The 23,450-nt window shown below is 71.9% G+C and carries 23 protein-coding genes and 2 tRNA genes; 8 read left to right on the top strand and 17 right to left on the bottom strand.

Annotated features, from left to right (window positions below):
* Positions 1–5: 5 nt before the first annotated feature.
* The gene (locus ACFPL3_RS07440; protein WP_343940900.1) at positions 6–554 is read right to left on the bottom strand and encodes a peptidylprolyl isomerase; all 549 of its coding nucleotides are present in this window, start codon (positions 552–554) and stop codon (positions 6–8) included.
* A gap of 36 nt (positions 555–590) precedes the next feature.
* Positions 591–1,712: an alpha/beta hydrolase family protein gene (locus ACFPL3_RS07435; protein WP_343940899.1), complete on the bottom strand. Its 1,122-nt coding sequence runs from the start codon at positions 1,710–1,712 to the stop codon at positions 591–593.
* Between the two features lie 224 nt (positions 1,713–1,936).
* Here ACFPL3_RS07435 and ACFPL3_RS07430 point away from each other — a divergent pair, with 224 nt between their 5' ends.
* Positions 1,937–2,452: a hypothetical protein gene (locus ACFPL3_RS07430; RefSeq protein ID WP_343940898.1), complete on the top strand. Its 516-nt coding sequence runs from the start codon at positions 1,937–1,939 to the stop codon at positions 2,450–2,452.
* Positions 2,453–2,536: 84 nt separating this feature from the next.
* Positions 2,537–2,953, top strand: a complete 417-nt coding sequence (locus ACFPL3_RS07425; protein WP_343940897.1) for a hypothetical protein — start codon at positions 2,537–2,539, stop codon at positions 2,951–2,953.
* 7 nt (positions 2,954–2,960) lie between these two features.
* On the opposite strand, the gene ACFPL3_RS07420 is transcribed toward ACFPL3_RS07425, so the two are convergent.
* Together ACFPL3_RS07420 and glgX are read right to left on the bottom strand one after the other, a co-directional pair.
* Positions 2,961–3,284: a putative quinol monooxygenase gene (locus ACFPL3_RS07420; RefSeq protein ID WP_343940896.1), complete on the bottom strand. Its 324-nt coding sequence runs from the start codon at positions 3,282–3,284 to the stop codon at positions 2,961–2,963.
* A 10-nt stretch (positions 3,285–3,294) separates the two neighbouring features.
* The gene (gene glgX, locus ACFPL3_RS07415) at positions 3,295–5,412 is read right to left on the bottom strand and encodes a glycogen debranching protein GlgX (protein WP_343940895.1); all 2,118 of its coding nucleotides are present in this window, start codon (positions 5,410–5,412) and stop codon (positions 3,295–3,297) included.
* Between the two features lie 138 nt (positions 5,413–5,550).
* On the opposite strand from glgX, the gene ACFPL3_RS07410 reads away from it, so the two are divergent.
* Positions 5,551–6,228, top strand: coding sequence for a GntR family transcriptional regulator (locus ACFPL3_RS07410; RefSeq protein WP_343940894.1), 678 nt, complete (start codon positions 5,551–5,553; stop codon positions 6,226–6,228).
* On the opposite strand, the gene ACFPL3_RS07405 is transcribed toward ACFPL3_RS07410, so the two are convergent.
* Positions 6,225–6,929, bottom strand: coding sequence for a ribonuclease activity regulator RraA (locus tag ACFPL3_RS07405; protein WP_343940893.1), 705 nt, complete (start codon positions 6,927–6,929; stop codon positions 6,225–6,227). The two genes, ACFPL3_RS07410 and ACFPL3_RS07405, sit on opposite strands and share 4 nt — an antisense overlap.
* A gap of 76 nt (positions 6,930–7,005) precedes the next feature.
* Between ACFPL3_RS07405 and ACFPL3_RS07400 the strand changes: the two genes are divergently transcribed.
* The 3 genes from ACFPL3_RS07400 to ACFPL3_RS07390 are packed head-to-tail and all read left to right on the top strand — an operon-like array spanning position 7,006 to position 10,166.
* Positions 7,006–8,298: an Nramp family divalent metal transporter gene (locus ACFPL3_RS07400; RefSeq protein ID WP_343940892.1), complete on the top strand. Its 1,293-nt coding sequence runs from the start codon at positions 7,006–7,008 to the stop codon at positions 8,296–8,298.
* A gap of 19 nt (positions 8,299–8,317) precedes the next feature.
* Complete coding sequence (locus ACFPL3_RS07395) at positions 8,318–9,922, top strand: thiamine pyrophosphate-dependent enzyme (protein WP_343940891.1); 1,605 nt, start codon at positions 8,318–8,320, stop codon at positions 9,920–9,922.
* 10 nt (positions 9,923–9,932) lie between these two features.
* Positions 9,933–10,166 (top strand): protein kinase family protein, encoded by a 234-nt coding sequence (locus ACFPL3_RS07390; protein ID WP_343940890.1) that lies wholly within the window; start codon positions 9,933–9,935, stop codon positions 10,164–10,166.
* A gap of 32 nt (positions 10,167–10,198) precedes the next feature.
* Here the strand turns inward: ACFPL3_RS07390 and ACFPL3_RS07385 are convergent, their stop codons facing one another.
* A complete protein-coding gene (locus ACFPL3_RS07385; protein WP_343940889.1) occupies positions 10,199–10,885 on the bottom strand; it encodes a nucleotidyltransferase domain-containing protein in 687 nt (228 codons plus the stop codon).
* 74 nt (positions 10,886–10,959) lie between these two features.
* On the opposite strand from ACFPL3_RS07385, the gene ACFPL3_RS07380 reads away from it, so the two are divergent.
* Positions 10,960–11,457 carry a VOC family protein gene (locus ACFPL3_RS07380; protein ID WP_343940888.1) on the top strand — a complete coding sequence of 166 codons (498 nt, stop codon included), beginning with the start codon at positions 10,960–10,962 and terminating at the stop codon, positions 11,455–11,457.
* 30 nt (positions 11,458–11,487) lie between these two features.
* Here the strand turns inward: ACFPL3_RS07380 and ACFPL3_RS07375 are convergent, their stop codons facing one another.
* The gene (locus tag ACFPL3_RS07375; RefSeq protein WP_343940887.1) at positions 11,488–12,057 is read right to left on the bottom strand and encodes a TetR/AcrR family transcriptional regulator; all 570 of its coding nucleotides are present in this window, start codon (positions 12,055–12,057) and stop codon (positions 11,488–11,490) included.
* Positions 12,058–12,123: 66 nt separating this feature from the next.
* Here ACFPL3_RS07375 and ACFPL3_RS07370 point away from each other — a divergent pair, with 66 nt between their 5' ends.
* Entirely contained in the window at positions 12,124–12,990 is an 867-nt protein-coding gene (locus tag ACFPL3_RS07370) for an SDR family NAD(P)-dependent oxidoreductase (RefSeq protein WP_343940886.1), read from the top strand.
* A 94-nt stretch (positions 12,991–13,084) separates the two neighbouring features.
* On the opposite strand, the gene ACFPL3_RS07365 is transcribed toward ACFPL3_RS07370, so the two are convergent.
* The 10 genes from ACFPL3_RS07365 to dnaN form a co-directional block, all read right to left on the bottom strand.
* Positions 13,085–13,160, bottom strand: a tRNA-Ala gene (locus ACFPL3_RS07365).
* 49 nt (positions 13,161–13,209) lie between these two features.
* Positions 13,210–13,320, bottom strand: a complete 111-nt coding sequence (locus tag ACFPL3_RS07360; RefSeq protein ID WP_343940885.1) for a DLW-39 family protein — start codon at positions 13,318–13,320, stop codon at positions 13,210–13,212.
* Positions 13,321–13,373: 53 nt separating this feature from the next.
* Positions 13,374–13,447, bottom strand: a tRNA-Ile gene (locus ACFPL3_RS07355).
* 62 nt (positions 13,448–13,509) lie between these two features.
* A complete protein-coding gene (locus ACFPL3_RS07350) occupies positions 13,510–14,490 on the bottom strand; it encodes a DUF3566 domain-containing protein (protein ID WP_343940884.1) in 981 nt (326 codons plus the stop codon).
* Between the two features lie 48 nt (positions 14,491–14,538).
* On the bottom strand, positions 14,539–17,037 hold the full coding sequence (gene gyrA, locus ACFPL3_RS07345) for a DNA gyrase subunit A (protein WP_343940883.1): 2,499 nt from the start codon (positions 17,035–17,037) through the stop codon (positions 14,539–14,541).
* A gap of 39 nt (positions 17,038–17,076) precedes the next feature.
* Positions 17,077–19,056, bottom strand: coding sequence for a DNA topoisomerase (ATP-hydrolyzing) subunit B (gene gyrB / locus ACFPL3_RS07340; protein ID WP_343940882.1), 1,980 nt, complete (start codon positions 19,054–19,056; stop codon positions 17,077–17,079).
* Between the two features lie 269 nt (positions 19,057–19,325).
* On the bottom strand, positions 19,326–19,652 hold the full coding sequence (locus ACFPL3_RS07335) for a DciA family protein (protein WP_379588617.1): 327 nt from the start codon (positions 19,650–19,652) through the stop codon (positions 19,326–19,328).
* Positions 19,653–20,000: 348 nt separating this feature from the next.
* A complete protein-coding gene (recF, locus tag ACFPL3_RS07330; protein ID WP_343940881.1) occupies positions 20,001–21,131 on the bottom strand; it encodes a DNA replication/repair protein RecF in 1,131 nt (376 codons plus the stop codon).
* 3 nt (positions 21,132–21,134) lie between these two features.
* Entirely contained in the window at positions 21,135–22,106 is a 972-nt protein-coding gene (gnd, locus tag ACFPL3_RS07325) for a phosphogluconate dehydrogenase (NAD(+)-dependent, decarboxylating) (protein ID WP_343940909.1), read from the bottom strand.
* A gap of 11 nt (positions 22,107–22,117) precedes the next feature.
* Complete coding sequence (gene dnaN / locus ACFPL3_RS07320; protein ID WP_343940880.1) at positions 22,118–23,278, bottom strand: DNA polymerase III subunit beta; 1,161 nt, start codon at positions 23,276–23,278, stop codon at positions 22,118–22,120.
* Between the last annotated feature and the right edge of the window lie 172 nt (positions 23,279–23,450).

Raw genomic sequence — 23,450 nt, 5'->3', positions numbered from 1 at the left:
GTCGGTCAGTCGTGGATCTCGACGTGCTCGATGACCACGTCGTTGAGCGGCCGGTCCGAACGGTCGGTGGCCGTGGCGGCGATCGCGTCGACCACGGCCCGCGACTCCGCGTCGGCCACCTCACCGAAGATCGTGTGCTTGCGGTTGAGCCAGTCGGGCGTGGACACGGTGATGAAGAACTGCGAGCCGTTGGTGCCCGTGCCGGCCGGTCCGGGGCCCGCGTTGGCCATGGCCAGCAGGTAGGGGCGGTCGAAACGCAGGTCCGGGTGGATCTCGTCGGCGAACTGGTACCCCGGGCCGCCGCGGCCGGTGCCGGTGGGGTCACCGCCCTGGATCATGAACCCGCCGATGACCCGGTGGAAGATCGAGCCGTCGTAGAACGGCCCCGACGTGCCGCCCTTCGCGTTGGGCTGGCTGTAGGGCTTCTCCCCCGTGGCCAGCCCGACGAAGTTCGCAACCGTCTTCGGGGCGTGGTCCGGGAAGAGAACGATCCGGATGTCGCCCTGGTTCGTCCGGAGCGTCGCGGTGTGCTTGCCGTTTCCTGCTTCCGTCACCCCCCTATCGTGCCAGCACCCTCGTCGGAGCGTCGGTCAGCCCAGCACGTCCTCGAGGAATGACGACACGGCGCGCTCGTAGGCGGCCGGGTCGGCGTTCCAGGAACCGGTGTGCTCGGCCTCGGGAACCTCGAGGTAGCGCAGCGGCCAGTCCAGCCCCGGCGCCGCGGCGGCGAGGGCCCTGCTGGCCGACACCGGCACCGCGGTGTCGCCCGCGCTGTGCACGACGAGCGTCGGCGGCCGGACGGCGGGCGGATTGCGCACCAGGTCGAACCGGTCGAAGTCGATCCCGATCCGCCTGCTCGTCACGGCAGTCGCGAGCGGCGACAGCCCCGGTGGCAGGTGCCGGTTGCGCGCCTGCCGCCGCAGCGTCGCCCGCCAGTCCACCAGCGGCGCGTCCCAGACGACGGCCGCCACGCGATCCGCCTCGACCGAGCGGTCGAGGAACGCGCCCGTGACAGCGCCCCCCATCGACCAGCCGTACAGCACGATCCGGCGCGCACCCCGCGCCACCGCGAACCGGACGGCGGCCTCGACGTCCTCCCACTCCGTGTCGCCCAGGTGGTAACGCCCGTCCGGGCTCGCGGGCGCGCCCTCGTCGTTGCGGTAGGTGATCACCAGTTGCGGGAGGCCCAGCGCGTGCAGTGTGGGGAGGATCCGCAACGCCTCGCGGCGAGCGCCGCCCCGACCGTGCACCAGCACCACCCACGTGTCGCCGGCCGCGGGCACCCACCAGGCCGGGTAGGCCCCGAGCGGGCCGGGCACGTCGACGTCCTCGAACGGCAGGCCGCGCGCCGCCGGGTCGGGGTCGTAGGGGCCCGCGTCGAGCACGGCGGGCGTGCCGGGTTCCGGGGTGTCCCCGTCCACGAGCGGCCGCACCACCTCCCGCCGGTCCGCCACCGCCACCGGGCCCATCACCGCGAGCCCGCTGCCCCGCTCGGTGGCCCACCGCAGCCCCCAGGTCCCGGGCTGGGCGGCGAGCCTGCTCGCCGCGAGCACCACCGTGCCGTCGCCGACGGCGAGCACCCGTTCCGGGAACACCGGACGCACCGACGTGTCGAGCAGCACCGACGAGTAGAACCACCCGATCCCCGCCGCACCGGCTCCGACTCCCAGCCCGACCCCGAGTCCGGTTCCCACCCGTCGCAGCAGCACCACGCGGATGATGATGCCGGGCGCCGCGGGCACCGCGCAGCGCGTTCGGGGCCGATCCCGTCACCGCGCGCGACAGCACCGCCCCCACCTGCGGGTTCTCCGCAACCGGTTCGGGTGAACCGGGCACCACGAGCGGTGGACGTCCGACATCTCGGCTCCCCCGGGCCTCGTTGTGCCTCCGAGATCAGCGTCGCTCCCCGACGACCGCCCGCACGAAGGGATTGCCGATGAGCAGCCTTGCTCGGCGCGGCCTGCGCGCCACCGCCGCCGTGGCCGGGATCGCCGTGGCCGGGGTGGGGCTCGCGAGCCCCGTGTTCGCCGCCCCCGCCCCGGCCGACCCCGAACGGCCGACCACCGACGAGACCGCCCAGGCACCGGAGAACCGCTCCACGCCGCAGGTCGTGGGCGAGGCGCCCAGCGGGCCGCAGCTGCCCGACCTGCCCCAACTCTTCACGATCCGGGACACCGGCGTGCACACCGCCGACCGCGGCGCCCCGCAGCTGCCGACGGCCGACGCGCTGCCCACCGACCGGCTGCCCAGCCCGGGCGAGACCGTGAACCTGGGCGAGACCCAGGAGTCGCGCAACACCGACGTCAAGGTCCGCACCGCGACGCCGGAGCAGGGCGAGAGCGCCCCCCAGCAGCGCGACGGGGCGATGCAACAGCTCGACGCCGCGTCGATGTTCGACGACCTGCCCGGCAAGGTCATGGGCGCCACCGCGAACAACGACGTCCGCTCCTGACGCATTACCTCCGGCGTCATCGACCGGAGGACCGCCTTCCGGCGAGAGTCGATCCCGACAGCACTCGACGCCAGGAGGATCGCCATGACCGCCATCTCGCTCGCCCGCATCACCGCCGTCCGGGACGGGGGCCGGCTGCTGCGGTTCGCGTTGCGCCTCGACGCCGCGGGCTCGGGCGGGCTGGGGCTGCTCGGCCTCGTCGCGGCCGCCTCGCTCGCCGCCCCGCTCGGCGCCGCCGAGAGCGGGCTGCGCGCCACCGGGGCCTTCCTGCTCGGCTACGCGCTCGTGCTCGTGCTCCTCGCGGCCCGTCCGGTGATCCCGAGGACCGGCGCGTGGGTCGTGGTCCTCGGGAACACCGCATGGGTGCTGGGCAGCATCGGCGCTGCCGTGGCCGGCCGGGACGAGTTCACCGGGCTCGGCGTGGCCGTGGTGCTCGCCCAGGCCGCCGCGGTGGCGGTGTTCGCCGACCTGCAGTGGATCGGCCTGCGGCGCGCCCGCTGACCGCGGATCAACGGGGGCTGATCTCGCCCATCTTGGACCAGCCCTCGCCGGGCACGCCCTGGACGCTGATGATGTCGGGCGTGGTGGCCACGACGTCCGGAGCCCAGTTGACGAACTCCTTGAAGTGGTCGGCCCCGACGTGCGCTGCCGCTGCGTCGTCCTGGAACGCCTCCACCAGCACGAACTGGTTGGGGTCGTCGACGCTGCGGTTCCACTCGAAGAAGATGTTGCCCGGCTCGGCGCGGGTGGCCTCGGTGAAGCCCGCCACCCGGTCGAGCCACTCGTCGGCGTGCTCGGGCTTGATGGTGAACTTGACGACGATGAAGATCATGGCTCTCCGTTCAGAAGTGTTTGCGCAGCACCATCAGTGAGCGGGCTGTGATGCGGAGCCTGCCACCCGGCTTCGCGTCCCGCTCGCGTCTGCGGGCCCGGGCCCGCAACGGGTCGGCCGTGTCCAGCACGATGGTCCACATCCGCCCGTACGCCTCGCCGGGAAACGTGAACGGAACGGCCTGGTGGTGGGCGTTGAACAGCAGCAGGAACGAGTCGTCCACCACGCGGCGGCCGATCTCGTCGCGCTCCGGGATGCCCTCACCGTTGAGGTAGACGGCGAGCGAACGCGCGAACCCGGTGTTCCAGTCGTCCTCGCTCATCGGCCGGCCGTCCGGGCGCAGCCAGGCGATGTCCTCGATGCTCGAGCCCCGGATCGGGCGTCCCTGGAAGAAGCGGCGCCTGCGGAACACGGGGTGCTCGCGGCGCAGCGCCGCCACCTCGGCGACGAAATCGGTGAGCACCGAGTTCTCCCGGGCGGCCGACCAGTCGATCCACGCGAGCTCGTTGTCCTGGCAGTACACGTTGTTGTTGCCGTACTGGGTACGGCCCAGCTCGTCGCCGTGGGAGAGCATCGGCACGCCCTGCGACAGCAGCAGGGTGGCCACCAGGTTGCGCTTCTGGCGCTCGCGCAGCGCGTGGATGTCGCCGTCGTCCGTGGGCCCCTCGACGCCGTGGTTCCACGACCGGTTGTGGCTCTCCCCGTCGCGGTTGTCCTCGCCGTTGGCCTCGTTGTGCTTCTCGTTGTAGGAGACGAGGTCGTTCAGCGTGAAGCCGTCGTGCGCCGTGACGAAGTTGATGGACGCGATCGGGAGCCGGTTGTCCTTCTCGTACAGGTCGGAGGACCCGGTGAAGCGGGAGGCGAACTCGCCGAGGCTGGCCGGCTCGCCGCGCCAGAAGTCCCGCACGGTGTCGCGGAACTTGCCGTTCCACTCCGTCCACAGCGACGGGAACCCGCCCACCTGGTAGCCGCCCTCGCCCACGTCCCACGGCTCGGCGATCAGCTTGACCTGGCTGACCACCGGGTCCTGGTTGACGAGGTCGAAGAACGCGGCGAGCCGGTCGACCGCGTGGAACTCCCTGGCCAGCGCCGCCGCGAGGTCGAAGCGGAACCCGTCGACGTGCATCTCCAGCACCCAGTAGCGCAGCGAGTCCATGATCAGGCGCAGCGACTCGTGGGCGCGGACGTTGAGGCTGTTGCCGGTGCCGGTGGTGTCGTAGTAGAACTCCGGCTGCTCGGCGACCACCCGGTAGTAGTTGAGGTTGTCGATCCCCCGGAACGACAGAGTCGGGCCGAGGTGGCTGCCCTCCGCCGTGTGGTTGTAGACCACGTCGAGGATCACCTCGATCCCCGCCCGGTGGAACTGCTTGACCATCGTCTTGAACTCCTGCACCTGCTCACCGCGGGTGCCGAAGGACGCGTACTCGTTGTGCGGGGCGAAGAAGCCGATCGTGTTGTAGCCCCAGTAGTTCGACAGGCCGCGCTCCCGCAGCCCGTGGTCGTGCACGAACTGGTGCACCGGCATCAGCTCGACCGCGGTGACGCCCAGCTCCTTGAGGTGCTGGATCACCACCGGGTGCACGAGCCCGGAGTACGTCCCCCTGATCTCCGGCGGGACCTCCGGGTGCGTCATCGTCATGCCCTTGACGTGCGCCTCGTAGATGACGGTCTCGTGGTAGGGGATGCGCAGCGTCCGGTCGCCGGTCCAGTCGAAGAACGGGTTCACCACCACCGACCGCGGCGTGAACGGCGCCGAGTCGTCGTCGTTGAGCGACCTGGGCTCACCGAACCGGTAGGAGAACAGCGACTCGTCCCAGCGCACGTCCCCGTCGATCGCCTTGGCGTACGGGTCCAGCAGCAGCTTCGCCGGGTTGCACCGCAGGCCCGACTCGGGGTCGTACGGGCCGTGCACCCGGTACCCGTAGCGCTGCCCCGGCCGCACCCGCGGCAGGTAGCCGTGCCAGATCAGCACCTCGCGTTCGGGCAGGTCGACGCGGGTCTCGTGCCCGTTCTCGTCGAACAGACACAATTCCACCCGCTCCGCCACCTCGGAGAAGAGCGCGAAGTTCGTGCCGCTGCCGTCGTAGTTGGCGCCCAGCGGGTACGGCGATCCCGGCCAGATCTCCACGTGGCTCAGGCCGGCCCGCCCGCCGCCGGACCTGCCATCGGGAGCACGCTGCCGAGCCTCATGGCGTCGAACGTAGCCCGCGGACGTCGCCTGCCGCTACGGCGCGGAGACCCGTCCGCGGCGTGGTATACCAAGCTCGTGACGCCCGAACAGGCCCCGGTGCTGCCCCCGCTGGGCCGATCCACCACCCGCTCCGACCTGGTGGCGGCGTCGATCAAGTCGGCGATCCTGGCCGGCCGCCTGCACCCCGACGAGCTGCTCGTCGAACGCCGGATCGCCGACCAGCTCGGGGTCTCGAAGACCCCCGTGCGGGAGGCGCTGATCGCCCTCACCTCCTCCGGCCTGCTCACGCCCACCCGCAACCGCGGCGTCGCCGTGCGCCGCATGCGGCCCGAGGACGTCCAGCACGTCTACGAGATGCGGATGCTCCTGGAGCCGTGGGCGGCGGGTCAGGTGGCCGCCGCCGGCACGCTCGACGTGGCCGAGGCGCGCCGGGCGCTCGAGGACGCCGCGCGCTTCGTGGAAGCCGACGACCACGCGGGCCTGAGCCTCGCCAACCGCCGCTTCCACCGCCTCCTGTACTCGACCTGCGCCAACGAGCTGGCCGTGCGCTCGCTCGACGACCTCCAGGACCTCACCGCGCTCGGCACGGTGAGCCTGCTCTGGGAGCAGTGGCCCACCTGGCGCACCGAGCTGGAGGAGCACCGCGAGATCCTCACCGCCGTGCAGGAGGGGCGGGCCGCCGACGCCGAGGAGCTCCTGCGCGGGCACATCCAGCGCTCGATCATCCGCCTGCGCGAGTTCCGGGCCCGCTAGCCGCGGCTGCGATACTCGGCCAGCGTCGTCTCGTCAGGCGGGTACGTCCCGCGCAGCGGCGCCCCCGACTCGATCTTCTCGAGCACGAACTCCTCGAGCCGCTCCTGCTCGACGGCCGCCGCGGCGACCTCGGCCGCGAGGTGGCGCGGCACGCAGACCACGCCGTCCCGGTCGCCGACCATGATGTCGCCGGGGTAGACCGGCACCTCGGCGCAGCCGATCGGCACCTGCATGTCCACGGCGTGGTGCTGGGCGAGGTTGGTGGTGGCCGCGGCGCCGGCGGCGAACGTCGGCATGGCCAGCTCGGAGAACCCCTCGCTGTCGCGCACGGCCCCGTCCGTGACGAACCCTGCCGCACCGCGACGCAGCAACCGCGTGGCGAGGATGTGGCCGAGCGATGCCGCACGGGTCTGCCCCCGCGCGTCGACGACGAGCACGGCACCGGGCGGCACCGACTCCACGGCCTTGCGCTGCGGGTGGTCGTAGTCCTGGAAGACCGACAGGGTGTCCACGTCCTCGCGCGACGGGATGCAGCGGAGGGTGAAGGCCTCCCCGACCATCCGGGGCTGCGCGGGGTTCAGGGGCACCAGGCCGGCCAGGAACGCGTTGCGCAGGCCGCGCGCCATGAGCTGCGTGGTGACCGTTGCCGTGCTCACGGCGCGGAGCGCGGCGAGCGTGCCGGCGTCGACGGGTTCCGTCATGAGACTCCTCATCTGACGAAGGCGATGGTATACCAGTACACCAACGACCCCGTTCACTCGACGACGAGGGGACCTCATGACCGAGCAGCCGGGATCGGTGGCACCTCCGGCGCACAACTTCCTCGCCTACATCCGCTCCTTCGGTCCCGGCATCGTGGTGGCGCTGAGCTGGGTGGGCACCGGCGACCTGATCGACAACTCGGTGGCGGGCGGCAACTACGGGTATGCGCTGCTGTGGGTGCTCCCGCTCTCCCTGGTGTTCCGCTTCGTGTTCGTGAACGCCCTGGGCAAGTACCCCCTCTACAACGTGCAGCAGGACCCGAGCATCGTGCGCGGCATCGCGCGGACGCACCCGGCCTTCGGCTGGCTGATGCTCGTGTCGTTCGTGATCTACACCCACATCCTGCTGGCGTTCACGCTCAGCGGGGTCGGCGTGTCCCTCGAAGGGCTCTTCGGCGGCCTGCCCACGTTCTGGTGGTCGGTGATCGGGGCGCTGTCGGTCTTCGCCGTCACGATGAAGGGCGCCTACCGGCTGATCGAGCGCATCTTCAAGGTCGTGCTCGCGGTGATGGTGCTGACCTTCGTCACCGGCATCGTGCTCGTCGGCATCAACTGGGGCGAGCTGGTGAAGGGCTTCGCCTTCGAGCTGCCCGCGCAGCAGGGGCTCTTCGACTCCGGCCTGGTGGCCTCCAGCCTCGTGCTCGCCACGCTCGGGTCGATGGCCAACCTGTTCTACCCGGAGTTCCTGCGCGAGAAGGGCTGGACCACGCCCGCCCACCGCCGCGTGCAGCAGTACGACCTGCTGTTCGGCACCGTCGTGGTGCTGTTCCTCGCGGTGGCGGTGTGGGCGATCGGAGCCGAGGTCCTCTACGGCAAGCAGGGCGTGAGCGAGGCGGGCGACATCGCGGGCGCCCTGGGCGCCGCGGTGGGCCCGGTCGGGCCGTACATCTTCTACCTCGGCCTGCTCGGCGCCGCGTGGACCACCGTGGCCGGCTCGCTGTTCGCGCTGGCCAAGATGGTGGTCGAGGCGCTGCACGTGGTGCGGCCGCAGCGCGCCGCGCGCTACACAGGGAGCCGCACCGCCGACCCCGTCTACCGCTGGATGATCCTCTGGGGCCTGCTGGCCGTGGTCTGGTCACTGCCGCACGCGCCCGGCTTCGTGGCCCTCGTGGTGGTGTCCCACGTGCTCACGTCGCCGTTCCTGCTGCTGATCGTGATCGCCCTCATCGTGATGCTCAACCGCGCCGACATCATGGGCCGCTACACCAACAGCTGGAAGGAGAACCTGGGTCTCGGCCTCGTCGCGGTGTTCGTCGCGGTCGCCGCCGTGCAGGGCATCGGCAAGGCTGTGGGGGAAATGCTGTCATGACCACCGATCAGGAGGACGTTTGACCACCGTCGCCGCCGCCGTGGCCGACCTGCTCGCCGCGGCGGGCGCCCGCCGCTGCTACACCGTGCCCGGGGAGTCGTTCCTCAGCCTGATCGACGAGGTGGACCGCCACCCCGACCTCCAGCTCGTGTCAGTGCGACACGAATCCGGCGCGGCCTTCATGGCCGACGCGGATGCCCGGCTCACCGGGGTCCCCGCGGTGGCCATGGCGAGCCGCGGCCCTGGCTCGTCGAACCTCGCGATCGGCGTGCACACCGCCCACCAGGACTCCACGCCGATGGTCGTGCTGCTCGGCCAGGTCGACTCGCACCTGCGGGGGCGCGAGGCGTTCCAGGAGGTCGACCTCACCGCGTTCTACGGGCCGATCACCAAGTGGGCCGTCACCGCCGAGCGCGCACAGGACGTGCCCGAGCTCGTGGCCAGGGGATGGCGGATCGCCACGTCCGGCCGCCCCGGCCCGGTGGCGATCGCGATCCCGAGCGACTTCGTGGACGCCGAGGTCACCGGCCCAGCCGCCGTCGAGGTGCCGCAAGCGGCCGCCGTGGACCCGGCGGTGGTCGACGAGCTCGCCCGGCGGCTGCGCGCAGCCCGCCGGCCGGTGATCATCGCGGGCGAGGGCGCCCGGCCGGCCCGCGACCGCCTGGTGGCCGTGGCCGAGCGCTTCGGCGTCGGCGTGTGCACGTCGTTCCGCCGCCAGGACGCCTTCCCGGTGGACCACCCGAACTTCCTCGGCCACCTCGCGCTCGCCACCCCCGAGGCCACCGTCGACGCCGTGGCGGGCGCCGACCTGCTCCTCGTCGTTGGCACGCGGCTCGACGAGGTCACCACCCAGCGCTACCGCCTCCCCGCGCCGTCCACCGAGGTCGTCCCGATCGGCCGGTACGGCACCGGCGGGATCGACGCCGACCCGGCCGGGCTCCTGGCGGCGCTCGCCCGGCAGGACGGCCGGACGGACGCCGTCGACTGGGCGCCGGTGCACGCGGCCGTCGACGCCTGGTCCACTCCCCCGGCCGTCGAGACCGGCGGCGGTGTGCACCCGGCCGCGGTGATCTCGGCCCTGCACCGGCAGCTGCCCCCCGACGGCATCGTCACCAACGACGCGGGCAACTTCGCCGCGTTCCTGCACCGCTACTGGCGCTTCCCGGCCACCACCACCCAGCTCGCGCCCGTGAACGGCGCCATGGGCTACGCCGTACCCGCCGCGGTCGCGGCCGCCACGGCCGCGCCGGAGCGCACCGCCGTGGCGGTGGTCGGCGACGGCGGCGTCCTCATGACCGGCCAGGAGATCGAGACCGCGGTGCGGCTCGGCGCGCCGGTGGTCGTCCTGGTGCTGCAGAACGGCATGTACGGGACGATCGCGATGCACCAGGCCCGCGACCTGGGCCGGACGTCGGGCGTCGACATCGGCGCGGTGGACCTCGCACGCTGGGCCGAAGGGCTCGGAGCCGCCGCGTACGGCGTGACCGAGGCGGGCCGGCTGGACGAGGCGCTGCACCGCGCCATCACCGGCCGCCGGCCCGCCGTCGTGGCCGTCCGCACCGACCCGGACGTCATCTCCCCGACCGCCACGCTCACAGGGCTGCTCGAGCGCGTCCCGGTGTGAGACCGGCGGCGTGACCGAGTGGAGCCCGGTGGCGGCCGGGGAATCGCACGCGCAGGTGCTCCGGCGCGACGACGGGGCGCTCGTCGCGAAGCGCACACCCCCGTCCGGTGTCGCCGACCGGTGGGAGGAGCGCCTGCGGATCGAGTGGCTGGCCTGCACCGGGATCCCCGGCCCCACCGTCGTCGACCGGTCGACCACACCGGACGGCGGCGCGAACCTGGTGATGACAGCGGTTCCCCGCTGACGTGGTCGTAGGAGCTGTTCCTGTCCGGCCCGTCAGGCGTGGCGTTCGTATCCGCTGTCGAGGGGTCCACCGAGCCGGTCGAGTTCGGCCCTGCCGCAGCTCAGTAGCGTCGTCGCGTCTCCCTCGACGGCGGCGGGCAGGCCTGCGGCCAGGTCATCGGCGAGATCGGGATCCGCCTCGCGGAGTCGGCGGGTCAGCCATCGGCCGGTGCCCGTCCACCGGCCCCGGGCGGCGAGCGCAAGATCACCCGTGTCCGTGAAGACGGCGGCCGCCGGCGCTGCGCGGTCGACCGGGTGCGCCTCCTCGGCCAGGTCGTCGAGGAGTGCGGTCAAGGGGTAACGACGATCCTCGAGTTCGCCGGCGGTCAGCGGGGCCGGGCCTGCGGCCCACCGGGCACGAGCAGAGTCCTGGAGCCGAGCGAGTCGCCCGTCGTCATCCCTGATGATCAGCCCGGTGGCGCACATGTGCAGCAGGGGTGATCTGCGGAGCTGGCGTTCCCGGTCGACGAAGCCGGCGAACGATTCCTCGGTGTGGACGAAGAACTCCACGAGCCGCCCGCCGACGCGTTCGGTGCTGCGCATCGGTGCCGGGCGACCGGCGAGCAGGACGAACAGATCGAGGTCCGACGACGGGACGTCGTCCCAGCGCGTGGTGCTACCGGCGACCATGCCGCCGAGCGCCTCGGGGAACCGGGCGTCGAGAACCTCTCGCGGCAACACGCGTGCAGGATCGATCACCACGTCGGTAAGCGCAACGGCCGGGAATTGACCGGAATCGTCGCAAGACTCCGGGCATGCACGACGAGATCCTGCTCCCGCCCCGCTCCGTCCCTCACGGCGCCGCCGTGCTGAACCCGTTCGTGATCGTGGACGAAGCCGCCGGTCTGATCGACTTCGTGTCCGCGGTCTTCCAGGTACCGGAGACCACCGAGGTCAGGACCCCGATGCCGGACGGCAAGCTGATCCACGCCCAGCTCCGGCTCGGCACCGTCGACCTGATGCTGGCCGACCGGCTCGACGGCTGGCCGGTACGACCCGCCCTGCTCCAGGTGTGGGTTCGCGATGTGGCCACGGTGCTGGAGCGGGCCACCGCACGCGGCGCCACCACGATCACCGAGCCGACCCCGTTCTACGGCGAGTCGACCCTCGGCAGGCTGCTCGACCCCTGGCAGAACATCTGGTGGCTGTGGGCGCCTGCGCCCGGCCAGCCCGACCCGGTGCCCCACTGGGACGGCGGGTCGAACAAGATCTTCGGAACCCTGGACGAGGCGCTGCGGTCGCTCGCGAGCTGATCCCGGTGTCACGCGGGGGCGGGCAGGCTGTCACGGCGCTACGACGGACGCAACCGCGCGGACCACGACCTCGCGACGGCGCTCGTGGTCGATCTCCTCGCTGAGCTCGTCGAACTCCGGAACGTTCGCGCTCCAGAAGCCGGACAGGTGCAGCACGAGTCCGAGCAGCTCGACGGGTGTGTAGGCCGCAGTGACGAGCCCGGCCTCCTGCGCTTGCGCGATCGCCTCGACCTTCGCGGCGTTGCTGCGCCGGATGCCCTCGAGCGCCGAGTCGCGGCCCCGCTCGAGCCGGTACCAGGTGGCGAGGCGCTGCACCCACGGCTGCGCGCGGTAGGAGTCGTGCAGCCGACCCGCGTACTCCGGCAGGTTCTCCGCGTCGATCGGGACGGCGTCGGCGATGACGGAGGCGACGTCCTCGAACACGGCATCGAACAGGGCGTCCTTGGATCCGAAGTAGTGGTAGATCTGCGCCTTGTTGCTCCGGGCTGCGGCCGCGATGCGGTCGACCCGCGCGCCCGCGATCCCGACCGCGGCGAACTCGGCTGTGGCCGCGTCGAGCAATCTGCGGCGGGTCGCTGCGGCATCGCGGGGCTCGGGCATGAACCCACGCTACTAACTGTTCAGTTGACCGTAGTCTTCCAGCTGGTTAGTTAGGAGAGTGACGAGATGTCGGTGTTCCTGGTGACAGGCGCCTCCCGCGGTCTCGGTCGGGAGATCGTGCGGGCCGCACTGACGGCGGGCCACGACGTGGTCGCCGGCGCGCGGAGCCCTCACGCGCTCGACGACCTCGACACAGGCGAGGGGCGGCTGACCCCGGTGCCGCTCGACGTGACGGACCCGGCCGCTGCCGAAGCGGCCGTCCGGACGGCGGTGGATCGTTTCGGGCGGCTGGACGCGCTGGTGAACAACGCCGGGTACGCGAACGTCGCGAGCATCGAGGACGTGGATCTCGACGACTTCCGCGACCAGGTCGACGCGAACCTGTTCGGCGTGGTGCACATGTCTCGGGCGGCGCTGCCCGTCATGCGCGAGCAGCGCAGCGGCCACATTGTGCAGGTCTCGTCGGTAGGCGCCCGCGTCACCACCCCCGGGCTGGGCGCCTACCAGGCCGCGAAGTGGGCGGTCGGCGGCTTCTCCTCGGTGCTCGCCGCGGAGGTGGCTCCGCTGGGAATCCGTGTCACGGTGCTGGAGCCGGGCGGGATGCGGACGGATTGGGCGGGGTCGTCCATGCGGATCGCCCCGGTCCGGCCCGAGTACGACGCGACCGTCGGCGAAATGGCGCGCCGATTCGAGAAGGGCGGCGCGACCAACGCCAACGACCCGGCAAAGGTCGCGCAGGTGGTGCTGCAGGTGGCAGCGATGGATGCCCCGCCGGTGCGACTGCTCGTCGGTGAGGACGCCTTCGCCTACGGCACCGCGGCGGTGCGTGCACTGCTGGCCGAGGACGAGCGGTGGGAGGACCTGAGCCGCTCCACCACCGCCGACGACGCCACCGCCGACGAAGTCGACCCGTTGGGACTGACGGCACGCTGAGGAGAGAAAACCGGGCGTGTGCTCGGCCCACGCAGCGGGCGGAGCACACGTCCGGCTCACCCCACGGAACGATCTTCCTGGAAGTCGTTCCTGCTGGTGGAGACGAGGGGAATCGAACCCCTAACCCCCGCCTTGCAAAGGCGGTGCTCTGCCAATTGAGCTACGTCCCCTGGCTGAGCGGGGACGTTACCCGCTCAGCAGCGGGCAGTGCTGCGAGGTTCAGCTGTTGGTGGCCTCGTGCCACAGGTCGGTCTCGCGGGAAGCGCGGACCTTGGAGAAGATGAAGGCGCCAGCGGCCAGGGCGACTGCCACGGCGATGAGCTTCTTCACGAGGATCACGTCCTAACTTGTCCCGAAGGATGTCCGGAGTGGAGCTCGGGGAGTGGGCCCAGCTGGATTTGAACCAGCGACCTCGTCGTTATCAGCGACGCGCTCTAACCAACTGAGCTATGGGCCCGTGCGACGGAGACGAGGCTACCGCAGCGCCTCCGGCCGCCTTCAACCGGATACCCCCAAGGGTCAGTCGCGCTCCGAGAGCGTGACCTCGATGCCCCCGACCAGGTCGGCGGACACGTTGTAGACGAACGCTCCCACCGTGACCGCCACGGCGAAGAGCAGGCTGTTGATCGCCCCGATGACCGCGGCGAACCCGAAGACCCGGCCCGCGCTGATGAGCGGGCTGCCGGTGGGAGTGTCACCGGACACCAGGTCGGCGTAGGTGCCGTTGAGCCGGTCCCAGACGCCCATGCCGTCGAGCGCGCCGTAGAGCACGCCGACCGCCACCAGCCAGATGAAGAACAGCACCACGGCCAGGACGAGACCCAGCTTCAGGGCCGACCACGGGTCGAGCCGCTTGAGCTGCAGCGCGGCCTGCCGGGGCGGCCGGTTGCGGACCGCCCGCACGCTGGACCAACTGCCGGTATCGGCCGCCGCGGTGTTCGTCTCGGTGCGCGGCTCCTCGTAGCGGGAGGGCGGCTCGAGGAACGCCGTGGGCCCCTCGTCGAGCAGCCCGCCCCGCGGCGGCTCGGCGGCCGGTTCCGGCGTGGTCTCGGGTGCCGCCCCACCCGGCGACATCCGGTGCCACGGGGGCGGTGCCGCCGCCTCCGGGCCGGGCCCGGGCATCGGCCCCGGCGCCGGCTCGGGGTCCGGTGGACGCGGCGTGGGGGACGGCGTGGGGGACGGTGACGGCGAGGCCTGAGGAGCTGCCTGCGCCTCCGTCTCGTCCTGCTGCCCTGCCGCCGCGGGAGCCGAGCCCTGCGGCTGCGGGACCTGGAGGTGCGTGGTGGGCGCGTCCGACCCCGTGGGATCGACCGGCCGCTCCGCTGCGGCCACCTCCTCGGACTGCTGTGGTGCCGTCCCGTTCGTGCCGGCCGCGCCTCCCTGCTCGGCGGGAGAGGCGGCCTCCGGCCGACTCGCCTGCTGCGGGATCGCCGCCTGCTCGCCGGTGGCCACACGGCCCTGACCGTCGGGCTCGTCCGGTGTGCTCGTCGTCTCGTTCACGAGGGGAGGCGTCTCCTCGGGGCCTGGTGGGTGGGGCGGCTCACGAGCTCAGCCGAGCGACTGGTCGTCCGCGTCGTCCTCCGCGTTGCGGGCCACCGCGAGCAGGGTGGCGCCGTCGCCGAGGTTCATCAGCCGGACTCCCTTCGTCTGCCGGCCGGCCTTGCGGACCTCGCGGGCCGACGTTCGGATCACCCCGCCGGTCGAGGTGATCGCGTAGAGCTCGTCGTCGATCCCGACGATGAGCGCGCCGACCAGGGTGCCACGACGACGGTCGTACTGGAGGGTCAGAACACCCTTCCCACCCCGACCCTGCACCGGATAGTCCTCGATCGGGGTGCGCTTGGCGTAACCACCGGCGGTGGCGACCAGGACGAAGGTCTCCGGCCGCACCACGGCGAGCGACAGCAGCCGGTCGCCGTCGTTGAAGCGCATCCCCAGCACGCCGGACGTGGCGCGGCCCATCGGGCGCAGCGCCTCGTCGCTGGCCGCGAACCGGATGGACTGGCCCTCCGCCGAGACGAGCAGCAGGTCGTCGTCGGCCGAGCAGAGCACGGCGCCGACCAGCTCGTCGTCCTCGCGGAGGTTGATGCCGATCAGGCCGCCGGTGCGGTTGGAGTCGAAGTCGGTGAGCCGGGACTTCTTCACCAGACCACTTCTCGTCGCAAGGACGAGATAGGGCGCCGCCTGGTAGTCCTTGATCTGCATGACCTGGGCGATCTGCTCGTCCGGCTGGAACGCGAGCAGGTTGGCCACGTGCTGGCCGCGGGCGCTGCGGTTGGCCTCGGGCAGCTCGTAGGCCTTGAGCCGGTACACACGGCCCTTGTTGGTGAAGAACAGCATCCAGTCGTGCGTGGAGCACACGAAGAAGTGGGCGACGATGTCGTCCTGCTTCAGCTGCGCGCCCTGCACGCCCTTCCCGCCGCGCTTCTGCGCCCGGTACAGGTCGGTCTTGGTGCGCTTGGCGTAGCCGGTCTGCGTGATCGTGACGACGACGTCCTCGACCGCGATCAGGTCCTCGTTGGTGACGTCACCGTCATCGGCCACGATCTGGGTGCGCCGCTCGTCGCCGTGCTTCTCGACGATTTCGATGAGCTCGTCGCGCACGATCGTGCGCTGCCGCTCGGGCCGGGCGAGGATGTCCTCGAGGTCGGCGATGGTGCGCTCGATCTCGGCCAGCTCGTCGATGATCTTCTGGCGCTCCAGCGCGGCGAGGCGCCGCAGCTGCATGTCCAGGATCGCCTGGGCCTGGATCTCGTCGACGTCGAGGAGCTCCATCAGGCCCGTGCGGGCGACGTCGACCGTCTCGGACGCGCGGATCAGCGCGATGACCTCGTCGAGGGCGTCGAGCGCCTTGACGTAACCACGCAGGATGTGGGCCCGCTCCTCCGCCTTGCGGAGGCGGTAGCGGGTGCGCCGGACGATGACGTCGATCTGGTGGCGGATGTAGTTGCGGATCATCTGGTCGAGGCGCAACGTGCGCGGCACGCCGTCGACGATGGTCAGCATGTTGACGCCGAAGCCCTGCTGCAGCTGGGTGTGCTTGTAGAGGTTGTTGATCACAACCTTGGCCACGGCGTCGCGCTTGAGCGTGATGACGATCCGCATGCCGACGCGATCGGACGACTCGTCGTTGATCTCGGCGATGCCCGAGAGCTTGCCGTCGCGGTGCTGCTGCGCGATCGACTCGATGAGGTTGTCCGGGTTGACCTGGTACGGCAGCTCGGTGATGACGAGGGTGGTGCGCCCCTTGGCGTCCTCCTCGACCTCGACCACCGCCCGCATCCGCACCGACCCGCGGCCGGTGCGGTAGGCCTGCTCGATGCCGTCGCGGCCGACGATCAGACCCGCGGTCGGGAAGTCCGGGCCCTTGATGCGCTGCATCAGCGCCTCGAGGAGCTCCTCGTCGGTGGCCTCCCAGTTGTCCAGCGCCCACACGATGCCGTCGCCGACCTCGCGCAGGTTGTGCGGCGGGATGTTGGTGGCCATCCCGACCGCGATGCCGACGCTGCCGTTGATCAGCAGGTTCGGCACCCGCGACGGCAGGACCAGCGGCTCCTGGGTCTTGCCGTCGTAGTTGTCGGCGAAGTCGACGGTGTCCTCGTCGATGTCCTGCAGCATCGCCATGGCGAGCGGGGACAGCCGGCACTCGGTGTACCGCATGGCCGCGGCGGGGTCGTTGCCGCGGGACCCGAAGTTGCCCTGCCCGTCGACCAGCGGGTAGCGCAGCGCCCACGGCTGCGCGAGCCGCACGAGCGCGTCGTAGATCGCCGAGTCGCCGTGCGGGTGGTAGTTACCCATCACCTCGCCGACGACGCGGGCGCACTTGACGTAGCTGCGGTCCGGCCGGAAGCCGTTCTCCCCCATCGAGTACAGGACGCGCCGGTGGACCGGCTTGAGCCCGTCCTCGACCAGCGGCAGCGCCCGGCCGACGATCACGCTCATCGCGTAGTCGATGTAGGAGCGCTGCATCTCCTGCTGGATGTCGACCGGCTCGGTGCGGTCGCCCTCCGGCGGCGGCGGGAGTGTGGGGTCCAGGGTGTCGGTCATGGTCCTTCTCTGAATCGTGCGGAGCTGGAGCGGCCGGGACTAGACGTCCAGGAACCGCACGTCCTTGGCGTTGCGGGTGATGAACGACCGGCGGGACTCGACGTCCTCGCCCATCAGGATCGAGAACAGCTCGTCGGCCGTGGCCGCGTCGTCGAGCGTGACCTGCAGGAGCAGCCGGTTGGCCGGGTCCATCGTGGTCTCCCAGAGCTCCTTGGCGTTCATCTCGCCGAGGCCCTTGTAGCGCTGGACGCCCTCGTCCTTGGGCAGCTTCTTGCCCGCGGCCCGGCCGGCCTCGATGAGCCCGTCGCGCTCGCGGTCGGTGTAGGCGAACTCCGGTTCGGCGCCCCGGCCCGCCCACTTGATCTTGTAGAGCGGCGGCTGCGCCAGGAACACGTGCCCCGCCTCGACCAGCGGCCGCATGAACCGGAACAGCAGGGTGAGCAGCAGGGTGCGGATGTGCTGGCCGTCGACGTCGGCGTCGGCCATGAGCACGATCTTGTGGTACCGCAGCTTGGACAGGTCGAACTCGTCGTGGATGCCGGTGCCCAGCGCCGTGATGATGGACTGGACCTCGGTGTTCTTGAGCACGCGGTCGATGCGCGCCTTCTCGACGTTGATGATCTTGCCGCGGATCGGCAGGATCGCCTGGTACATCGAGTCACGGCCGGACTTGGCCGAGCCACCCGCCGAGTCGCCCTCCACGATGTAGACCTCGGACTTGGCCGGGTCGGTGGACCGGCAGTCGGCCAGCTTGCCGGGCAGACCGCCGATGTCACCCGCGCTCTTGCGCCGCACGAGCTCGCGCGCCTTGCGCGCCGCGATCCGGGCCTGCGCCGACTGCACCGCCTTGTTGACGATGGTCTTGGCCTCGGTGGGGTTGCGCTCGAACCAGTCGGCGAGCCACTCGTTGCTCACCCGCTGCACGAACGACTTGACCTCGGTGTTGCCCAGCTTGGTCTTGGTCTGCCCCTCGAACTGGGGCTCCTTCACCTTGACCGAGACGATGGCGGCGAGCCCCTCGCGGATGTCGTCGCCGGACAGCGCCGGGTCCTTGTCCTTGAGCAGCTTCTTGTCGCGCGCGTACCGGTTGACGGTGGTGGTGAGCGCGGAGCGGAAGCCCTCCTCGTGGGTGCCGCCCTCGTGGGTGTTGATCGTGTTGGCGAACGTGTAGACCGACTCCGTGTAGCCGGAGTTCCACTGCATCGCCACCTCGACCGCGTGGTCCTCGCTCTCGGCCGAGTACGAGATGAGCTTCTTGTGGATCGGGTCCTTCGCCTTGTTCAGGTAGGCGACGAAGTCCTCGAGGCCGTTGGGGTAGCAGAAGGTGTACTCCTTGACCTTCGCCACGTAGCCCTCGGCGTCGGGCTCCTCCTCGTCGGCCGGGTGCCCGTTGCGCTCGTCGCGCAGGACGATGGTGAGGCCCTTGTTGAGGAAGGCCATCTCCTGCAGGCGGCGCCGGATCGTCTCGATGTTGTACGTGGTGGTCTCGAAGATGTCCGGGTCGGCCCAGAACGTGACGCTGGTGCCGGTGCGCGTGGTGTCCTCGCCCTTGCGCAGCGGGCCGGGCACCGAGTGCGCGTAGTGCTGGCGCCAGACCTTGCCCTCGGTGTGGATCTCGACGTCGAGCGCGGTGGACAGCGCGTTGACCACGGAGACGCCGACGCCGTGCAGACCACCGGACACCGCGTACGACTTGCCGTCGAACTTGCCGCCAGCGTGCAGCACGGTCATCACGACCTCGACGGCCGGCTTCTTCTCCACCGGGTGCATGCCCACCGGGATGCCACGGCCGTCGTCGACGACGCGGACGCCGCCGTCCTCCTGCAGCGTGACCTCGACGCGCGTGGCGTAACCCGCCATCGCCTCGTCGACGGCGTTGTCCACGACCTCCTGGACGAGGTGGTGGAGCCCGCGTTCACCGGTGGATCCGATGTACATGCCGGGCCGCTTGCGGACCGCCTCGAGACCCTCGAGGACGGTGATGGACGACGCGCTGTAAGCGTTCTTCTTCTCCGGCACGGGCAGCCTGTCTCCTCGCACGACGGCCCTGTCGCGGGCGCACGGCTGCACCCCGCGCGTCAGAGCCTCCAGACCGGGCGATCGGGGAGCGCCCGGGAACACCCCTCCATCATACCGGGGCACCCTGCCTGAAACGCGGCTAGGACACCCCCAGAATCGTCGCAGAGCGCCGATCGGGAGCCCAGACGGGTCCGGCGGGCCGTCACGGGGGGCGAATCGGGCTACGGGCGCGTCACGTCGCCCTGAATCGCCTCATGCCGCGATCAGCGTCATCCGTACGTGTCCCGGGGCCCCCTGCCGCGGACGTGCCGCGGGCCGTGCCGCCAGCTCGGGCCCGAGGGCCCGACCACCCGGATCCGGCGCACGACGTCCTTCCCGACGGACCCGGCGAGCCGGGACAGCAGCTGGCGCTGCAGCTGCCGCAGCTGGGTGGCCCAGGCCGTGGACTCGGCCTGCAGCACCAGCTCCCCGTCCCGCAGCGACAGCGGCGTGCAGTGATCGGCGATCTCGGCCCCCACCAGCTGCGGCCAGCGGCCGAGGACCGTGGCGTCGGTCAGCCGCGGCGACCAGCCCCGGTCCAGTGCCACCCGCGACACCAGCCTGCCGAACGGCTGGGGGTCGCGTTCGTCGGGGCCCGCACCGGACCACCGCCTGCGGCGTCCGCGGGGCCGCGTGGGCCGGCGTCCGTCCGACTCCGCGGAGCGCTGGGCCGCCCGTTCCGCGCTGGCCTCCCGCGCCGCCCGCAGCGCCTCGCGAGCGAGATCAGCACCCCGGCTGCGACCAGCGGTTGCCTCCGATTCATCCCCAGGGTTGGGGACAGGTGGCCTCGAATGGGGCGCGCCGGGCGGTTCGTCGGGCACGATGGGCGGTCGTTTTTGCTTGTCATCACCAGTGCGGCCGAAGTTATCCACAGTATCCACACCTTTGTCCCCAGGTGGGTGAGATCACAGGCGACCTCCTGACGTGGCCTCTTGCGCAAACGGCTCGACATGCCCTCCGTTCACCGCGAACCGCTCGCCGTCCAGACCCTCGGGTACGTCCTCCGCCACCGCCGCGGTGATGAGCACCTGTTCGGCGCGCCGGGCGACGTCGGCGAGCGCGCTGCGGCGCCGCGCGTCGAGCTCGGCGAACACGTCGTCGAGGACGAGAACGGGTTCGACGTCGTCGGCGCACAGCAGCCGGTACGACGCGAGCCGCAGCGCGAGCGCCAGCGCCCAGGACTCCCCGTGGCTCGCGTAGCCCTTGGCCGGGCCGTCACCGAGCCGCAGCTCCAGGTCGTCGCGGTGCGGGCCCACCAGACACACGCCCCGCTCCACCTCCTGGCGGCGCAGGCGGCCCATCGCCTCCACGAGCAGGGGCTCCAGCTCGGCCGCGGCCCCGGGCAGCTCGCCCTCCAGGCTGCACCGGTAGCCGAGCGCGATCGGGTCGGAGGAGGGCGCGACCTCGGCGAACGCCTCGACCGCGCGTGGCGCGATGGCGTCGACGAGCTCCAGCCTGCCGGCCAGCAGTGCGGCGCCGTGGCGGGCGAGGTGGCCGTCCCACACGTCGAGCGTGCGCATGTCACCGCCGCCCCGTGCCGTCTTGAGCAGGGCAGAGCGCTGGCGCAGCACGCGGTCGTAGTCGGACCGGACGGCGGCGAACCGCGGGAACCGCGAGACGAGCAGGTCGTCCAGGAACCGCCTGCGCTCGCCGGGATCGCCGCGCACCAGCGCGAGGTCCTCCGGGGCGAACAGCACCGTGCGCAGGATCCCCAGCACGTCGCGCGGCTTCGCCGGGGCGCGATTGACGCGGGCCCGGTTGGCCCGCCCCTGCGCGATCTCCAGCTCGACCGTCAGCTCGCGGCCCTGGTGCACCACCACACCGCGCACGAGCGCCCGCGCCGCGCCCCGCCGGATGAGCGGGGCGTCGGTGGCCACGCGGTGCGAGCCGAGGGTGGCCAGGTAGCCGGCCGCCTCGACCAGGTTGGTCTTGCCCACCCCGTTCGGCCCCACGAGCACCGTGACGCCGGGCTGCAGGTCGAGCTCGGCGCTCTCCCAGGAGCGGAAGTCCGTGACGGCGAGGCGGCGCAGGTGCACGGACTAATTCTGGGTGCTGCCGGTGCCGGAGGTCGGGCCGGCGTGCTCGCCCGGCGTGCCGGTGGGTCCCGTCGCCGTGCGCACCGCGTGCCCGCCGAACTGCTGCCGCAGGGCCGCGACCGCCCGCATCGCGGGCGAGGAGTCCTGCCGCGACGCGAACCGCGCGAACAGCGCCGCGGAGATCACCGGGAGCGGCACGGCGTGCTGGATCGCTTCCTCGATCGTCCACCGGCCCTCGCCGGAGTCCTCGACGTAGTCGTCCAGCTTGGCCAGCCCCGGGTCCTGCTGGAGCGCGTCGACCAGCAGGTCGAGCAGCCACGAGCGCACGACGGTGCCGCGCGACCACGCCTGCAGCACCCCGGGCACGTCCGTGACCAGCTCGGCGGCCGAGAGCAGCTCGAAGCCCTCCGCGTAGGCCTGCATGAGGCCGTACTCGATGCCGTTGTGCACCATCTTCGAGAAGTGGCCCGCGCCCACGGGGCCCGCGTGCACGAAGCCCTCCTCGCGCGGACCCTCGGGGCGCAGCGCGTCGAAGATCGGCATGGCCCGCTCGACGTGCTCGGCGGAGCCGCCCGCCATCAGGCCGTAGCCGTTGGCCTTGCCCCAGATGCCGCCCGACACGCCGACGTCGAGGTAGCCGATCCCCTTCTCGTCGAGCAGGGCGGCGTTGGGGGCGTCGTCGGTGTAGCGCGAGTTGCCGCCGTCGATCACCAGATCGCCTGTGTCCAGCACGTCGCGCAGCGCGCGCACCGCGCCGCGCGTCGGCTCCCCGGAGGGAACCATCACCCACACGACGCGGGGCGCGGAGAGCGCCCCGGCCAGGTCGGCCAGCGACGCGACGTCGCTCACCTCGGGGCGGGGGTCGTAGCCGACCACCTCGTGGCCGGCCGCACGCAGCCGGTCACGCATGTTGCCGCCCATCCGGCCCAGCCCGATGAGTCCGAGTTGCACGTTTCGCCTCTCTGGGGTCGTGATCCGGAGCTCGTTCAGCCGGGCAGGCGCACGGGCATCAGCAGGTGCAGGTAGCCCGGCACCGGCTCCGCGCTCTCCTCGGCGGCGCCCTCCTCCGCGGGCGCGGCGGGCACCGGCCGCACCAGCGCGGGACGGTTCGGCGTGGTGAACGTGAGCTGGGCCCGTTCGGTGTGCAGCGCACCGAGTCCGTCGAGAAGGTACCCGGGGTTGAACGCGATGACGAGTGGCGCGCCGTCGAGTTCACACGGAAGCTCCTCCTCCGCGCTGCCCACGTCGTCGCCGCCCGCCGCGAGGCGCAGCCCGTCGTCGGCGAACTCCATCCGGACCTGCGCCACGCGGTCGGTGACCAGTGCGACGCGCTTGATCGCCTCGACGAGGGGCGCGACCTCGATCACGGCGGCGCTCGTGTGCTCCGCCGGGATCAGCTGGCGGAACCGGGGGAACTCGGCGTCGAGCAGGCGCGTGGTGGCCCGCCTGCCACCGCCGGTGATGCCGAGCATCCCGTCGCCCGCCGACAGCGCGATCTCCACGGTGCCCGCGCCGGAAAGCGTCTTCGCGACCTCGGCCAGCGTGCGCGCCGGGATCAGCACCGCGCTCGACTGCGCGCCGTCCTCGGGGGTCCAGTCGAGCTCGCGCACCGCGAGCCGGAACCGGTCGGTGGCAGCGAGGGTGAGCTGCTCCCCCTCGATCTCGAGCCGGATGCCGGTGAGCATCGGAAGCGTGTCGTCGCGGCCCGCCGCGACGGCCACCTGCGCGACGGCCTCGGCGAGCTCGCTCGCCGCGACCCGGCCCGCGAGTTGCGGCATGGCCGGCAGCTGGGGGTAGTCCTCGACCGGCATGGTCGGCAGGCTGAAGCGGCTGCTGCCGCAGTTGATCGTGGCGCGCGCTCCGTCGACGACGAGGTCGACCGGCTTGGCCGGGAGGGCGCGGGTGATGTCGGCGAGCAGCCTGCCGGAGACGAGCACGCGGCCCGGGTCGCCGATCGTGGCGTCGAGCTCGACGCGCGCCGACGTCTCGTAGTCGAAGCCGGAGACCGTGAGCCGATCGCCGTCGGCCCCGCCGGTGGCCTCGACGAGGACGCCGCCGAGCACCGGGACCGGTGGGCGCGCCGGGAGGCTGCGGGCCACCCAGGCGGCGGCGTCGGCGAGGACGTCGCGTTCGACCCGGAACTTCATGAGGGGACCTCTCGCGCTGGGGACGACTCGGTCGCCGGCTGTGCCGGCGGGCGTTGTGGGTGCGGCGCCCGGACGCCGCCGTGGTGCCGGGGAGGACCCACGGCCCGGGGAGCCCACCGTAGAGCCTCGGGACGGCGGGTGTCATCCCGGCCATGGGGTACCCGATCCGGGC

This window comes from Pseudonocardia zijingensis (genome assembly GCF_042657305.1).
In the GTDB taxonomy this organism is placed as follows: Bacteria; Actinomycetota; Actinomycetes; order Mycobacteriales; family Pseudonocardiaceae; genus Pseudonocardia; species Pseudonocardia zijingensis.
The sequence above is the reverse complement of the archived record's forward strand: the minus strand, read 5'-3'. Positions and strand labels throughout refer to the sequence as shown.